The sequence below is a fragment of the Paenibacillus sp. GP183 genome, assembly GCF_900104695.1.
In the GTDB taxonomy this organism is placed as follows: Bacteria; Bacillota; Bacilli; order Paenibacillales; family NBRC-103111; genus Paenibacillus_AI.
Window position 1 is genome coordinate 2,174,691 of sequence record NZ_FNSW01000001.1, and the last position, 15,964, is coordinate 2,190,654.

A 15,964-nucleotide genomic window follows, 5' to 3' on the forward strand; every position below is an offset into this window, starting at 1 on the left:
AGATTGACTAGCAGGAATTTCCAATCTTTTATCGAAAGTATAAAGGTTAGAATTTATTGTAGGAGATGACCTTAATGCTTGAGAAAAATAGATTGGGTGCTGCGCCCAGAGTTTACTTCAGACCTGAGTTTAAAAAATGTCCGCACTGTGAGTCAAAATTGCGGAGAACCCATACAGCATGGGAGAAAAAGATTGTCACAACAAACGGAATCATCCATGCATGGAGTATGGCTTATGCTTGCAAAAATCTAGATTGTACACATACAGGAGTTGCGTATAAATCTGCTGAAGCTGAGATGCTTAGCATGAAGCATTCCTCATATGGATATGATGTGCTTGCTCTCGTTGGAGAACTGCGCTTTAAGCAGCATCGAACAGTTAAAGAAGTTGCTGATGCGTTGAATGAACGAGGTATTCCAACGAGTGAAAGGCGTGCTCAAAATTTGTACGAACGCTATCAGACGTTGCTTTCGGCGAGTTTGGATGATCATGTAAACAAAGTGCTTGCAGAGACTACCGAACAAAATGGCGGCGTCATCTTATCGATGGATGGCGTTCAGCCTGAGAAAGGGAATGAAACTCTATATGTCCTACGCGAAGTATTCAGCGGCACGGTACTCGCTGCACAAAACATGAAGAGCGGAACGGCAGAAGAACTGAAGACACTCATTGAACCCATCCTGAAGCTGGGCTATCCAATTGTAGGTATTGTAAGTGACGGGCAAAAATCCATTCGGCTGGCATTTGAGACCTTGTTACCGGATGTGCCTTACCAATACTGTCAGTACCACTATCTGAAGGACATAGCCAAACCCATTGTCGACGCCGATCGCAAGTTAAAAATGGAACTCAAAAAAAGCATGCGCGGGATTCGGGACATCGAACGAAAAATAGAACAGGCTGAGATCCAAGCATCCGAGACGGAGAAAACGGAACAGCCAGATTCGGAAACTGCTGAAATTACCGAAGCGCAGATTGCCAAGGGATATGTGGCAGCTGTTCGATCCTTGCTCCTAGAAGACGGAGATCCACCATTGGAGCTTCCTGGATTAATGATTTATGAACGTGCACAAGCGATTCAGGCTTCTTTACAAAGATGCTTGAGTAAAAAAAGAGCCTAGTTTGCTTCGAAATATTATCAGAATATTCAACAAAATATGAATCCTGTTTATGAAGCCGTATCGCGGCTAATGAAACCGATGGATTATATCGCCACTATCCTTAGCCCTGGTGAAGATAAAACTAGCGAGACGGTTGAATGGGAGCTATCAATGTTACTGGATTGGGTGAAACAAACCTACACGCTTGAGAGTGACGAACTCATGGTTAACAATTTACTCAACTTTTCCAAAGGGTTTTGGAGAGGTCTATTCACTTGTTATGATCATTATTACATTCCAAGAACGAATAATGACTTGGAGCAATTCTTTCGACAGACGAAGGCTAGTCACCGCCGAATTACAGGACTTCGTAACTGGAACAGCTACATCGTACGCAATGGTGAAATGATCGTATTGGTGAACGATGCGCTTCGTCAAGAGCATGTGATTTCACGACTGCGTTCCGTTTCCTTTAGTCGTTATAAAGCACGGAAAGCACAGTGGGACCAGCGTTTAACCTGTGTCATATTACGTAAAAAGTTTAATCGCAATACCGAAGGCTACCTCAACGACTTAGAGCATAAATGGAATTTATTGAACGGTTAGTTAATTATGCTGTCGTAGTTCTATTTTTCTGTTCTGAGAGAAAGGACTACCGTTTGTAATAATTCCAAGTATTATGCCATGTGATTTTAGGTTATCTAACACTTCGTACATGCCTGTCGTTGCGACACTACAAAGGGGAAATGTTGAAGCCCAATGTTCACTAATTCGGAAAGTTTCAGGAGACTTATGTGCCCAGGGAAGTTCCTTTGTTAGTTGGGCAAAAACCTCATCCCTTGATCGATATCCATTTCCGTCCGCAATTTTCAATAATTGATAACATCTTCAGGAGATATGACGCTTAAATAATTGTGAAAACTCTCCATAAATGCATTACTATACTTCATGAGTGATTGGCTTCTATCGGTCAAAGTTTCATCAAGATCAGCCATGCAATTAAAGCAATTAAAGCATCGGCTTTTTTAATATCCCGTTTGCAACTCCTTTCTTTTTGAGCAGATCTAAAGCATTTCTCACTTCTTCATCTTCAAGAATCAGGGGGATCTCGGAAACATAAATGTCCCCTTGCTCTTTTATTTCCACCTTATTTATACTCTTTGTTCTAGTGATTAGATCTAGTTCTATTTCATTACCGTTAGTGAAGTCAAAATTCTCGAGTGGAAGTAATTGTTCGAAAAATTCTTGATCTGCTTGACTAAATTCTTGGAAATCCTCCCACAACCCAGCAATATTCGATCCAGCATGGAAAACAACAACGCCTTGATTATTTAAGCTCTCTGGATCGTTTTGATCAATTGCCCTCATGATCCTTCCTACAAATTGTACAAAGGGAGATAGTTCTTTAAAGACGCTGAATACAGCAGCTACACTTAAAAAAGGATGGTCAAATCCTTCTCCTAGCTTTCTTACTTGGACAATAACATCTAATAAATGGTTTTTTAACAAAGTAAGAATTCGCGTGTTTTCTGCCCCTTCTTGTAAACTATGAACATAAGATGCTCTTAAACCCCTTGCCCTATATGCTTCAACAATTTGTATACAATGCTGAAAGTTTAAAGCAGATGCAATTATTTTATGATTTGTATTTTCTGTTAATTGACGATTCCGATTTAACGCTCTTATTGAAGCATCTACAATTGTATAAAGTGATTCTTCAGATGTAACAATACTCTTCCTAAAATCAGCATCTGTTTCACCTAATTGCTCAACCTCAGCCAAGTCCACTTCAATTTCTTGACCATCAGTTTTTCGAACATATTTTAATGTGCTTGGATTTAAAATTACAGCTTTTAATCTTTTCACATAACCTTCTTCGATTGCTCGTACAATCGGAAATGAATAAATCACTTCCCCTGACATGATTTGCCCATCCGCCCTTTTTGGCGTAGCACTAAAATTAACGATTTTAGCTTCAGGAAATGATAGTTTCAAAATGTTCCAGCTTTCTGCAACATTATGATGACCTTCATCAAATAAGAGCAAATCGAAGAAGTCTTGCGGTAATGAATTCAACCATCTATTTTCATCACCTTGAAGCTGCTGTATATTAGTAATAACGACATCCGCATCTTCTAAATCTGATCTATTTGTATTTTTACCCCTAATTTCTGCAGGTTCCGGAAAGGGTTGACCAATAAGAACTCTGCATTTAATGTAAAACATCCCTTCTTCAGACGGATCAAAATTCTTATATAACTGAGAAGCAATATTAATCCCTGGTGCAATAACTAAGGTTCTTCTGGATTTCAGTGCAAAAGGTGTTAGTGTAATTAAACCGGACTTTCCACAACCAACCGGTAAAATAATTCCTGTTTCCCTAGCTTCTTTATTCTCATTATAATAATCAAAAATCCTTTGAAAGGCTTCCCTTTGTGGAATTCTAAGAAAATTATTCCCTGAAACGTGTGGTTCCCTTGTTTGATAAATATTTGCCATTAATAATGCCTCCGTTTTATCAATTTCCAAAAAATCACAGAAATTCTAATCTCGACATAGCTCTCACTTAATCCTTTGTCGAAACTTTGTCATTAAAAAATAAAATAAATATGGGAATCCAACAATAAAAGTGGGTACTGTTGGCTACAAATAAATTTGGCAATTCAAAATTTAAGATTGGGATAAAGTTATCTCCTGTTCATGTCTTTTATTATTCCCATTATCTTTATTCTTATAGTACTAAACCATGTTATCCTGCCCGTTACTTCAATGTGAAAAGAGGAGCTGCTAGACTGCCCGTTAGCGGAGCGGTTCATATGTATAAAACGCGAAATTTTGTGAAGATGTCCAGCCTTCTTTTTCAGTGACTTGCCTATCTATTTCGAGAAATCCGGAGAAAAACAAAGAACGGCTCTTTCGCAAACGATGCGAACAGAGCCGTTCTTTTGCCATTGTTCCACGGAATCGTAATCGGCTACCACGGTGGAAAACAGGGGAATATCAGACTTGAAAATGAGGACTGGATTAAGCTAACGGGGCAGAAATGTACAATAGAACCGGACGAGTTCAATGCTCGTTGACTCTCCGGTTTCTCCTTTGGTTACTGCGCACCTTTCCATTCTTCGTCTAGCAAATCAAGTTGAATTGCGGCGGCGGTCGTTGCTCCACTCGAAGCGGCGGATATTAACTGATATGATGTACTCGCCGCATCCCCTGCTGAGTAAATGCCCGTAACATTCGTCCGCCCCATTGGGTCTGTAACAATCGTTGAGAAGGGACCGTTGTCAGACACTTCGCAACCAAGTGAAGCTGGAATGGAATTGGCTTGAACCAACTTTGTTATAAAGAAAATCCCTTCACACTCGATTGCTGCATCTGTTTTAAAGGTAATCCTTTTAACCAAGCCCTGAGTTGATTCAATTTGTTTTATTGTGTCTTGACTAGTCAAGACACTGTGGCGCTCTAAATCAGCGAGTTGATCCGCTGTTAAGAATTGCGAACCATTGGTAAGAAGCGTAATGCGCTTTGTCCAGCCACTGATGACTTTTACTAAGTGCAAAACCATTTGGTTTGTTCCTATTACACAAATGTGTTTGTCCCTTAACTCCCAACCGTCACAAAAGGGGCAAACAAATGCACTTGTGCCATAAACCTCAACGAGTCCCTCGATATTAGGCAATACGTCCTTCATTCCAGTAGCAAACAAGACTTTTCGACTACGGACAACACTTCCGGATTCCGCAACAACGTGGAAATCCCCGTCACTTCCAGACACAGAACTGACAATGCCTGATTCAAACCGAAGGGTATTGTAAAATTTGTTCCTTTGCAATTCGACGAAATTCGTTAGGTGAAATTCCGTCACGCGTCAGAAATCCGTGTGATTCATGGGTCACTCTATTTCTAGGCATTTCTTCATCGATAACCACCACGCTTCTCCTTGCACGACCGAGAACCAAAGCGGCATTTAATCCTGCGGGACCGCCGCCCACAATTACAACATCCGTTGGTAAATTCGAATCCTTTAAACACATAATTATAGATCTCCAATATACATAATTGATTCGCGAAGTCACTCGTATTGGCTATTAGTAATGACTCGTCGAGTACTGATTGAATGCTGTGTTGTGATAAGTAATTATTTAGTTTTTCTTCAGCACCACGTAATACCTGTTGGACAAGACATCCGCTACTCAATGGATTCTTTGTTTTATCGTTGTTATACGCAGATTTATCGTTGTTATACGCAGATTTATCGTTGTTATACGCAGATTTATCGTTGTTATACGCAGATTTATCGTTGTTATACGCAGATTTATCGTTGTTATACGCAGATTTATCGTTGTTATGCGCAGATTTATTATGCGCAGATTTATCGTTGTTATGCGCATGAAATAATGCGTGTTGGTTCTGTTTAAAGTTAGAACTATTTTAGTTGGTTTCACTTTTCAGACAACAGCATTTAAGCTCTAATAACAAATCCTCTCTGTCTTCTGATGCCAAAGATGTTCTGATTAATGATTCATCATCATGGCGGGATCCGGCATATCTTCATCTTGATTATCATTATGATTGACCTTAGGCTTACGCAGGATAATGCTTAATACTGTACCTGCTGCAACGATGCTCGCTATCAGTAAAAAGGTATTACCGAAGGCGTGCGATAGTGTATTCAGCATATTACCTTCAACTCCCACCTCAGTCGAGCCGTAATTTACTCGGGATGCAAAATACCCTGTTAGGCCAGCAATGGAAAAGGACATAACGACCTGCTGGGTCGCAGAGGTTAACGGAGTCACCCGGCTCACGAGCCTTTTCGGTGCGGAGTTCAATACATGGGTATTCAGTGTCATCATGCAAAAGCCCATTCCGGCTCCCAACAAGCCAATTGGAACCATGACCAGTGCGATTGGTGTATCCAGGCCAATTTGCGAAAGGGAGAATACCGAAATCGAAATTAAAGAAAGCCCTGTTAAAGCTATCGGACGAACACCCCATTTGTCGAATAGCCGCCCTCCAATTGGCATGAAAAGTACTGCACAAATCTCCATCGGTAAAGTAGTCAGTCCGCTCTCTAGTGGAGTGAAACCCCTGACATTTTGAAGGTATAACGGGATCATTAGGATTGATCCGAACAAGGCAGTTTGCGCAATCCACGTTATAATAATGCTACGGGTAAAATCAGAAGAGCGGAACACTCGCAGCTCCAACAACGGTTGTTTCTGTAAAAGCTCCACAATGATAAAAAGAAGGAGAGCTAATCCGCCTACGATCAACCCGGTTAATGTTCGAGTGGAGCCCCAGTCTGTTCCTCCTTCGCTCACTCCGAATGCTAGCATGGCGAACGCGACAGGAGCCAAAATCATCCCAAAGATATCGAGTGCGGGCGTTCTTTGTCGTTCAAGATTAGGTAAAAATTTAAATCCTACTAAAAGTGCCACAATACCAATTGGAAGATTGATTAAAAATATCCAATGCCACGTTGCAACTTCGATCAACCAACCTGATAAAACCGGGCCAATAACTGGGGCCAGCAGCATGGGAATGCCTAGCATGCCCATAACGGAGCCTCGTTTGTTTTCTGGCGCCAATTTGTAAACCATAGCTATTCCAATAGGCGAGACCATACCACCGCCGATACCTTGAATGACACGGAACAAGATAAGCTGCTCGGGCGTTTGAGCTAAAGCACAGAGGACTGAGCCCAATGTGAACAAGGCAATGGTAATCAAGAAAATGCGCTTCGCTCCAAATTTATCGGTCATCCAGCCCGCAAGCGGGATCACGGCAGATAAAGCCAGCGTGTAGCCGGTAATTGTCCACTGAATGATTTTGAGTGAACTACTGAAATACTTTTGCAAATTAGGGACGGCTACATTGACGATAGTGCTGTCCAGAATGACCATTATCATCCCAAGAATAACGGCAACAAGCGGAGCCAAAATCGATTTGATGGAGAATTCCGATTGTGATGTTGATTGTGAGGAGTTTGGTGTAGACATGTGTAATTTTCCTCGCCCTCTTATTTTTTATTTCAATCCGGATGGAATCAAAACGGCTTCAAATCGTTGAATGTCATTTTTGGATAACCATAACGTAGTGTGATCCGGATTGGCTGACGGAACTTAAAACCTGAAGCCCATTTTCCTCCATTGCCTGCCTCATCTGAAAAGAGTGAATCCGGTGCTGCTCAGTTGTTGTTTTCTCCCACTCTACACATAAACATCGACCACCTTCTCTCAAGACTCTCGCAATTTCGCTAATCGCTAGTTTGAGGTTGTCAGTCTCATGAAGAACAAGGGAAGCGATGATTCGGTCCACTGCCCCATCCTCAAGCGGAATATGTTCAAGCGCTCCTTGAATTGTGCGAATATTTGTCAGGTTTCCTTTCTCCGCTTTACTTTCAATCACCTCAAGCATACTCGGTTCCACATCAAGAGCATAAACCACGCCCTCTGTCTGTGCGGCGGCAGGAATAGCAAAGTATCCAGTACCTGCTCCGATATCCAATACCGATACGGTACCGTTCACATCAAGTAGGCTAAGCAAGGTTTCCGCAGGAAACAAAGCTCTTCGTTCCGGGCTTTCAAGCTTGGCTATAAGTTCAGGATTAAACTTTCTTTGATTCATAACTACACCTCATTTTTACGTGTTTTTTCCCGAAATACTCAGAGATTCGCGCACTGCGCGTATTACTCGTCTATCCGTAGCTTCATCCCCGGGACCCCAGGTCAACTTATTTTTCGTCAAAGCTAGAGCAAATCGGTTCTCAGGATCAGCGAAACCAATTGAACCTCCGGAGCCCTCATGTCCGAATACCCCAACGTAATCTCCCATCGGAGAGAGCGGTCCTCCGAGCCAATAACCAAGACCTTTCCGAACAGGACTATCAAACATGACGACATCCGGTTCTTCCGTTTGGAGTGTAGCAGCAATTCGAGTCCGCTCCGGTGGCAGAAGCCGTAATCCGTCAACACCCTCACCACAAAGTGCAGCATAATGGCGAGCAAGAGCGCGCGCGCTTACAATAGCCCCTGCACCGGGTATTGAAGCTTGTCGAATATCCGAGCGGTTCCAGAATTCGCTGCCAGGCTCCATTCCCTTTGGAATAACCTGATTTATCAAATGCCCTTCCGAAAAGGCATCGCCCATCAGAAATTCGCTACCAATTCGCGCGATGCGCGACTCCATTTCTTTCGGTATACCGAAATACAAATCCGTCATTCCTAAAGGCATACAAATTTCCTCCTGGACAATTTGAGCGAGTGATCTACCGTCTACTTGACGAGCAACTTCACCTAAAATCCATCCCTGCGTTAAGGCATGGTAGCCGGTTTTCGTTTTGGGCGTCCAAAGTGGTTTAAGTTTTTCAATTGCTTTAATCATGAAGTCCCAATCGCATACCATCTCAGGGGTTACCCCTCTAGGCATCTGAGGTATGCCAGCCTGATGGGTTAAAACGTCGCGGACCGTGATGCTCTCTTTACCATGCGCCGCGAATTCTGGCCAATAAAAAGAAACAGGCACATCGTAATCTAGCATTCTTGCTTCAGCTAATTGATGAATGACGGTTGAAACAATCCCTTTACCTGATGAGTAAACGGTAAAAAGCGTATACCAGTCACGGGCTGCTTAGTTGTGTCATCTGCAATTCCGGCCCATGCGTCAATAACCAGCTTGCCATCCAAGTACACGGCAACTTGCAAGCCCTTTTCAGTCCCGCTATGAACCAGTTCATCGAGAAGCGTTTGAATACGAGCTTGCGGTTCTGACATCAAGTCATATCTGTATGGCAATTGTTCGTTAAATTGTTTGGAATCCATTAGTAAAATCCTCCTTGTGTTAAAAGATTGAACGAAACCGGCTATGTGTCTCCGAATAATGAAGCTAAAATACACGTTACGGCCGTCATACAAACAGCGAGGATACTCCTCCAATGTACCAGCTGATGAGCGCAAGGCTTGATTAAGCCTACTTATAAACTAATCTGCCCTAAATAAATAAAGTGCAGTTAACCTCAAAAAAATCACTTAATTTTGCATATACAATGAACGGCGCCTGTTCATTTGCAAATGCCATACTGCAATATAACTAAGCACAGTATGAAGTGAAATAAAATGCAGTTACAATTTAACTGCAATCCACTCAGACACAGTATAAGGGTTGTGAAGATACATTGCAAGCGGGAAAAGAAAAAATTGACTAGGTGAAATCGATATCTTTCATCACTTCTGCTAATGTGTGCTGATTAAGCAGCATAATTGTCTGCTTTTGTATTTCCTCCTTAATGGATAGAAGCCGCATTTCAAGCTCTTTCGCGTAGGTACCACAACCTGCTTGCGTTTCCGATTCGCAGCATGCTTCCATTCTCGTACCTCGCTTCTTACCCTCGATTCCGCAATCTATATTCATTTCCTGCTCAACGCAAGCCGAATCATCTACAGCCAAGAAAATATCCGCAAGGGTAATATGATTCGGATCACGTAGCAAACTATATCCCCCATCACGTCCTTCTCTTGCTTCAACAATACTTGCTTGAGCAAGCTGTATCAAAACCCTTCGGAGAAAAGTCGCATGGGAATTCACTTTTTTGGCAATGACCACGCTGGATAACGCTCCGCCGCTTTGCGCAAGCCAAATAAGGGCGTGAACGGCAATCCCGAATCGAGGTGGTCCAATTTTAATGCTACTGTTTATACCCACAATGATCCCTCCTCCTTTGCAGTTTATCTCAATATCGCGCAATAAAGCAAGAAACGATCAATTCCGCGGCAACCTCGACGCCATATATGCGGAAAGTCCTGGAAATTTAGATGTATGACCCCTATTTACCCAGAGAAAAACGAAGAACGGCCCTTTCGCAAATGATGCGAACAGAGGCCGTTTTTTTTGCATTGTTCCACGGAAGATGCTAATCAGCTGCCGCGTGAAAGTGGATCCATCCACTACTCCTGAATAGTGACCCCCGCCCTGTCAAGTTAGGGGCATTCCGTTTACTTTTGCAAACTTCATTAAAGAACTCTTACAACCATTAAACAACTTAATCACTAGTTAAAGGACTCTATTTATCATTAAAGATCTCTAATTATCTACATCATTTTTTTTCATTTCACAACTTTGTAATACACTGTTCAATCCTCTATCACAATTGTTGTGAATTTAATCACATACTTTCAATTAAAACGTGTAATATAATAGATATCTCCACTATTTCCTTAATGGCAGGTGACCTCGATGGATAAATTCAAAAAACAGGAAAAAGCACTGATCATCGTATGTATGGTCGTGGCTGCCGTCATGCTTCTTTCGTTTATCCGCCACCTTTTTTCATAAGCGTTTCACGTGTATCCATTACGATTAATAAAGATTAGCATCTAAAGGAGTTGATCTGCATGGCTTACGATCCGGTGCTTTACAGCCGCATGCTGACGGAGCTGACGCTCGGGTTTCACATCATTTTCGCGACCATCGGGGTCGGCGTTCCGATCATGATCGCACTGGCCGAATGGACGGGCATCCGGCGGGGCGATCCTTACTACACGCTGATGGCTCGCCGCTGGGCGCGCGGCTTTGTGATCACCGTCGCCGTCGGCGTTGTCACCGGCACGGCCATAGGCTTGCAGCTCAGCTTGCTGTGGCCAAGCTTCATGCGGATTGCCGGTCAGGCTATCGCGCTGCCGCTGTTTTTGGAAACCTTCGCCTTCTTCTTTGAGGCGATCTTTCTTGGGATCTACCTGTACACCTGGGATCGCTTCAAAAAACCGATCACTCACTTCCTGCTCGTGATTCCCGTCATCATCGGTTCGTCGATGTCCGCCTTTTTCATCACAACCGTGAACGCGTTCATGAATATGCCGCAAGGCTTCAAGCTCAAAGACGGCGCCATTACAGATATTCAGCCGCTTGTGGCGATGTTCAATCCGGCTACACCGACGAAGGTCTCTCACGTGCTGGCTTCCTCCTACATGACCTGTGCCTTTATCTTGGCCGCTATTGCTGCTTACTCTCTGCTCAAAAAACGCAACAATCTCTACCACCGCAAAGCGCTCAAGCTCACTATGACAGCTGCACTCATATTCTCAATTTCAACCGCTTTAATTGGAGACTTGTCCGGTAAATTCCTGGCCAAATACCAACCGGAGAAGCTGGCTGCGGCGGAATGGCATTTTGAAACAGCAAACAAGGTACCACTCGTCTTGGGCGGCATCCTTACCAAAGATAATGAAATCAAGTATGGGCTTAAGCTCCCCTATGCGCTTAGCATTTTAGCTGGCGACTCTCCATATGCGAAGGTACAAGGCTTAAATGCAACTCCTGTTAACGAACGTCCGCCGCTGTTTGTCCATTACCTATTTGACTCGATGGTCACAATTGGCATTTTCCTTGCGTTTCTTTCGATGCTTTACCTTTGGATGGTTCGTAAGTTCAAGAACGGCAAGTATCCGCGCTGGTTATTACGGCTCATCGTCTGGTCCGGACCGCTGGCCATGCTCGGAATTGAATTCGGCTGGGTCTATGCCGAGGTCGGCCGACAGCCCTGGATCCTGAGGGGCTATATGAAAACACACGAAGGAGCGACTACCTCCACCCACGTAGATTTAATGCTGGTATTGTTCTGTTTGCTCTACTTCGTACTTGGATTCACAGCCATCAAGGTATTGAGCAAGCTGTTCAAAAACAGTAAAGTACATGAGGAATTAATCGCAGTCGGAATCGAGAAAGAAGGAGATGAACCGCGATGAGTTACGAAATCCTGGGAATTACAGTGCTTTGGATTTTCCTGTACGGCTATCTCATCGTGGCTTCGATTGATTTTGGCGCCGGGTTCTTTAGTTATTTTGCCCATGTGACCGGTAAAAAGCATTTAGTTCAAAAGGTCATTGAGCGGTATCTCAATCCCGTGTGGGAAGTAACCAATGTGTTCCTTGTTTTCTTCTTCGTGGGGATTATCGGTTTCTTTCCGGAAACGGCCTATTACTATGGAACCTCTCTGCTCGTTCCGGGCAGCGTAGCGATCATCCTGCTTGCCATTCGGGGTGCCTATTATGCTTTCGGAAACTACGGTCAAAAACAAAACAGCTTGTACATCTTCCTCTATGGAGCAAGCGGTTTACTGATCCCTGCCTCTCTTTCGACCGTCCTGACTATTTCGGAAGGCGGGTTTATGACGGTAACGGACGGCAAAATTGTCTTCTTGTTCTCCAAGCTTTTCACAAGTACCTATTCCTGGTCGGTAGTCCTACTTGCACTCGTCAGCGTTCTTTACATTTCAGCCATGTTCCTAACTTATTATGCGGCAAAAGCGAAGGATGACGGCGCGCTCATCATTGTTCGCGGTTATGCCCTGGGTTGGGCTCCACCAACGATACTTTGCAGCCTGCTCGTCTTCTTCGCGATCAATCAGCACAATCCCGGTCATTATGCGAACATGCTGAGCCTCTCCTGGATGTTCGTGGCTTCCTTCCTTTGTTTCTTAATAGCCATTTACCTGGTATGGAACAAAACGGCATATGGCTGGGCGTTCATCCTGGTGATGCTGCAGTTTGCGTTCGCATTCTTTGGATATGGCGCCTCGCACCTGCCTTATGTACTGTATCCGTACATCACCATACATCGGAATATCACCAGTGACGCCATGGCGATTTCCTTGATTACAGCGTTTATCGCCGGCTTATGTCTGCTTATTCCGTCCATATATCTGCTGATGCGGCTTTTCCTCTTTAATGCCGGATATGTACAAGGCAACTCAAAGAAAGGAGATTGATCATGGAATTTTTTATGCTGATGATTGCCCCTTTTCTGGTGGCTGGAGCGTCCCTGCTCTTCTTGTTTATCTGGTTCAGCCGAGGTAACGATAAATCGCTTGATTAGCTGCCTAAATGCAAAAAAAGGCAGTCCCTGGTCAGATCAGACCTGTGGGATTGCCTTTTACTTATTTTTTACTGATTAAAATATACAGCCTTACCGGTCTTCGCCGACTCGTAAATCGCTTCAAGAATTTCCGATACTACACATGCTTGTTCCGGTGTGACTATAGGGTCCGTATCATTCTCAATCGCTTGAATCCACATTCTCATTTCGAGATCAGCATCACTATCTTTCTTTCCATCATAGAAAGCAACCCCGCCGGCCTTCAGCTCGACTTCAGTTGTATAAAGGCGGCTGTTATTCTCGCCGTTAATGCGAAGCCCGCCCTTCATGTCAGCTCCGCCTTCTGTACCGGAAAGGGAGCATTTGGCTTCATCCACTTCCAAACTGTTCAGCGCCCAGCTGGATTCCAGGATAATGGTCGCACCATTTTCCATCGTAATCATACCGAACGCCGAGTCTTCCACTGTGAACTTCGCTGGATCCCAAGGGCCCCAGGCATTGGCGGCATTTTCGCGTTGGGACAGCTTGTGGTAAGAGGTACCCAGTACGACCTTCGGCTTATAGTTGTTCATCATCCATAAGGTCAGATCGAGTGCATGCGTTCCGATATCGATCAGCGGGCCTCCGCCCTGTTTCTCTTCATCCAGGAAAACGCCCCAGGTGGGAACCGCGCGGCGGCGAATGGCATGAGCCTTGGCAAAATAAATCTCGCCGAGCTCCCCATCCTCACAGAGCTTATGTAGATGTTGGCTGTCTGGACGGAACCGATTGTTATAACCGATCGTCAGCTTTTTGCCGGAGCGTTTTGCCGCTGCCACCATAAGACGGGCATCTGCCGCCGTTTTGGCCATCGGCTTTTCACACATTACATGCTTCCCTGCTTCCAGCGCAGCAATTGCAATTTCGGCATGAGCATCGTTCGGCGTACAAACATGGACGATATCAATAGATGAGTCTTTCAAGACCTCTTTGTAGTTCTCATAAACTTTACTCTCACCTTTACCATACTTCTCTGCGGCTTCCTTTGCTTTTTCCACAACGATATCGCAGAAGGCTACCATTTCTACATTCTTGAGCTTGCTTAAGCTGGGCATATGCTTGCCATTGGCAATTCCGCCGCAGCCGATAATCGCGATTCGATACGTTTTTGACATTATCTTATAATCCTCCTTCAAATTTTTAACCCCGATTAAATGGACTATCTGTAATCCCTGGCATTAAATAAGTCTTTTCATGTCAGGCTTCTCACACTACAATAAGTATAGACAAGTTTTCTCGAAAAGAATATTTATTATCTGGTGAAAGTTATATGCTATTTAGCCATTTGGAGGATCAATGTGGAGATTTATAATGAAAAGATCAACTATGAAAATCCTTTTTTGTCCATGCACATCTTTCAATCAACCCGTAAACAGGATTGCATAGGAAGCTGGCATTATCATAAGGAGCTGGAAATGCTCGTCGTGCTGGATGGCAAATTGGACGTCTACATCGAAGAAGAGCTGATTCAACTGCAGACCGACGATGTCGTGCTGATTGGCGCATCCGAGCTGCACAGAGATCGTTCCTGGAAGCTGTCGGGTCTGAATTATATCGTCTTTCAGTTTGACCTGGAGCACTATTTTGATGAGAGCACGATTCCCTATTTGCGGTACTTTGCGGAGGCAGGGGTGTCGCTTAGCCAGCTGAATTACATCCTTCAGGATAATCTGTCCGCCAAGCAGGAGATTGTCGCCTTTGTGAAGGAGATTTACGCGGAATGGGCCGCCAAACAGCAAGGCTATGAAATCGCCGTGAGCATTTTGATCAAGAGAATCCTGTTGACGCTCCTCAGAAATGATACCCGAAACGTGCTGGGCCACAAAAATCCTGCCGATTTGATCCGCTTGAAGCCCGTGTTTGCCTACATCGAGCAGAACCTGCATGCCCGAATCGGAGTTGAGGAAGCTAGCAAAGCGGTGAATATCAGCTACTACTATTTTGTGAAATATTTCAAAAAAGTACTCGGCATTTCCTTCATGGATTATGTCAATTTCAAAAAGATCAAAAAAGCCGAGAAAATCCTCCTGACCAAAGACATCAGCATCGCTCAGGTTGGAGAAGCCGTCGGGATGCCGAATATGGCGCATTTTTATAAAATTTTCAAGAAGTTCAACCAATGCTCCCCCCACGAATTCCGCAAAAAAATGCTCGATTGGAGCCATTGAACACACAAAAAAGAGCTCGGGTTGCTTTAAAAAGCCCCCGCAGCTCTATTATTTTTTCACCGTATTCGTTACTAGTTTGTACCCCACACCGCGAATCGAGTCGATTTGCACGGATTGCTGATTCATTTCCAGCTTCTTGCGAAGAGAGCTTACATGCACATCGACTGTGCGCTGACCACCGATATAATCGAAGCCCCAGACGATATTCATCAGATCATCCCGGGTCACAACAACACCCGGACGCTGCACCAGATAGAGCAGCACTTCGAATTCCTTGGGCCTAAGCGGAATCGAATCCCCGTTCAGGTTGACTTCATATTTCTCCGGATAAATCTGCAAATCTCCCGCAGTTATCACCTTTTCCGTACCCTTCAGCTTGTCCGCAGCGGCTTCTTCCGACTGTGTCCTTCTGAGCACTGCCGATACGCGAGCCAGCAGCTCAGCTACACCAAATGGCTTCGTTATATAATCATCGGCGCCATATTTAAGACCTTGCACAACCTCTTCTTCTGCATTGCGGGCTGTAAGGATGATGACAGGTGTTGCGTTTCCTTTTTGCCTTAGCTTGCTTAATACCTCAAAGCCGCTCATTCCCGGAAGCATGATATCAAGGATAAGCAAATCATAAGCCTGCTGCAGCGCTTCCTGTAATCCATCACCCCCATGATCGATCACCTTCGTGTCATAACCATCCTGCGACAGATTGTAAGAAAGCAGCCTTGCGAGTGTGGGTTCATCTTCAATCACCAAAATTTTTTGTGCCATGGGATCCCCCGATTAAACAGA

15 protein-coding genes are annotated in these 15,964 nt (G+C 44.2%); 5 read left to right on the plus strand and 10 right to left on the minus strand.

Going from position 1 to position 15,964, the window contains the following annotated elements:
- Positions 1-74 precede the first annotated feature (74 nt).
- Positions 75-1,121: an ogr/Delta-like zinc finger family protein gene (locus BLV33_RS10815; protein WP_253187031.1), complete on the plus strand. Its 1,047-nt coding sequence runs from the start codon at positions 75-77 to the stop codon at positions 1,119-1,121.
- Between the two features lie 36 nt (positions 1,122-1,157).
- A complete protein-coding gene (locus BLV33_RS10820; RefSeq protein WP_090790907.1) occupies positions 1,158-1,706 on the plus strand; it encodes a hypothetical protein in 549 nt (182 codons plus the stop codon).
- Positions 1,707-2,108: 402 nt separating this feature from the next.
- Here the strand turns inward: BLV33_RS10820 and BLV33_RS10825 are convergent, their stop codons facing one another.
- From BLV33_RS10825 to BLV33_RS10855, 8 genes are all read right to left on the minus strand, one after another.
- The gene (locus tag BLV33_RS10825; protein WP_090790909.1) at positions 2,109-3,599 is read right to left on the minus strand and encodes a DEAD/DEAH box helicase; all 1,491 of its coding nucleotides are present in this window, start codon (positions 3,597-3,599) and stop codon (positions 2,109-2,111) included.
- 601 nt (positions 3,600-4,200) lie between these two features.
- The gene (locus BLV33_RS10830) at positions 4,201-4,965 is read right to left on the minus strand and encodes an NAD(P)/FAD-dependent oxidoreductase (protein ID WP_366414800.1); all 765 of its coding nucleotides are present in this window, start codon (positions 4,963-4,965) and stop codon (positions 4,201-4,203) included.
- A complete protein-coding gene (locus BLV33_RS30670; protein ID WP_366414801.1) occupies positions 4,895-5,134 on the minus strand; it encodes an FAD-dependent oxidoreductase in 240 nt (79 codons plus the stop codon). Before BLV33_RS30670 ends, BLV33_RS10830 begins: the two co-directional genes overlap by 71 nt.
- Before the next feature lie 480 nt (positions 5,135-5,614).
- On the minus strand, positions 5,615-7,102 hold the full coding sequence (locus BLV33_RS10835) for a DHA2 family efflux MFS transporter permease subunit (protein WP_090790911.1): 1,488 nt from the start codon (positions 7,100-7,102) through the stop codon (positions 5,615-5,617).
- A 73-nt stretch (positions 7,103-7,175) separates the two neighbouring features.
- Positions 7,176-7,730 carry a class I SAM-dependent methyltransferase gene (locus BLV33_RS10840; protein WP_090790913.1) on the minus strand — a complete coding sequence of 185 codons (555 nt, stop codon included), beginning with the start codon at positions 7,728-7,730 and terminating at the stop codon, positions 7,176-7,178.
- A gap of 15 nt (positions 7,731-7,745) precedes the next feature.
- The gene (locus BLV33_RS10845) at positions 7,746-8,681 is read right to left on the minus strand and encodes a serine hydrolase domain-containing protein (protein WP_090790916.1); all 936 of its coding nucleotides are present in this window, start codon (positions 8,679-8,681) and stop codon (positions 7,746-7,748) included.
- Positions 8,654-8,923: a serine hydrolase gene (locus BLV33_RS10850; protein ID WP_090790918.1), complete on the minus strand. Its 270-nt coding sequence runs from the start codon at positions 8,921-8,923 to the stop codon at positions 8,654-8,656. The genes BLV33_RS10845 and BLV33_RS10850 overlap by 28 nt, the downstream gene beginning before the upstream one ends.
- A gap of 379 nt (positions 8,924-9,302) precedes the next feature.
- Positions 9,303-9,803, minus strand: a complete 501-nt coding sequence (locus tag BLV33_RS10855; RefSeq protein WP_253187032.1) for an Rrf2 family transcriptional regulator — start codon at positions 9,801-9,803, stop codon at positions 9,303-9,305.
- A 689-nt stretch (positions 9,804-10,492) separates the two neighbouring features.
- Here BLV33_RS10855 and BLV33_RS10860 point away from each other — a divergent pair.
- Complete coding sequence (locus BLV33_RS10860; RefSeq protein WP_090790920.1) at positions 10,493-11,842, plus strand: cytochrome ubiquinol oxidase subunit I; 1,350 nt, start codon at positions 10,493-10,495, stop codon at positions 11,840-11,842.
- Complete coding sequence (locus BLV33_RS10865) at positions 11,839-12,864, plus strand: cytochrome d ubiquinol oxidase subunit II (protein WP_090790922.1); 1,026 nt, start codon at positions 11,839-11,841, stop codon at positions 12,862-12,864. Before BLV33_RS10860 ends, BLV33_RS10865 begins: the two co-directional genes overlap by 4 nt.
- Positions 12,865-13,039: 175 nt before the next feature.
- Here BLV33_RS10865 and BLV33_RS10870 read toward each other — a convergent pair whose 3' ends face one another.
- Positions 13,040-14,125, minus strand: a complete 1,086-nt coding sequence (locus BLV33_RS10870; protein ID WP_090790924.1) for a Gfo/Idh/MocA family protein — start codon at positions 14,123-14,125, stop codon at positions 13,040-13,042.
- Positions 14,126-14,308: 183 nt separating this feature from the next.
- Here BLV33_RS10870 and BLV33_RS10875 point away from each other — a divergent pair, with 183 nt between their 5' ends.
- The gene (locus BLV33_RS10875) at positions 14,309-15,178 is read left to right on the plus strand and encodes an AraC family transcriptional regulator (RefSeq protein ID WP_090790926.1); all 870 of its coding nucleotides are present in this window, start codon (positions 14,309-14,311) and stop codon (positions 15,176-15,178) included.
- 48 nt (positions 15,179-15,226) lie between these two features.
- On the opposite strand, the gene BLV33_RS10880 is transcribed toward BLV33_RS10875, so the two are convergent.
- Complete coding sequence (locus BLV33_RS10880; RefSeq protein ID WP_090790928.1) at positions 15,227-15,943, minus strand: response regulator transcription factor; 717 nt, start codon at positions 15,941-15,943, stop codon at positions 15,227-15,229.
- Between the last annotated feature and the right edge of the window lie 21 nt (positions 15,944-15,964).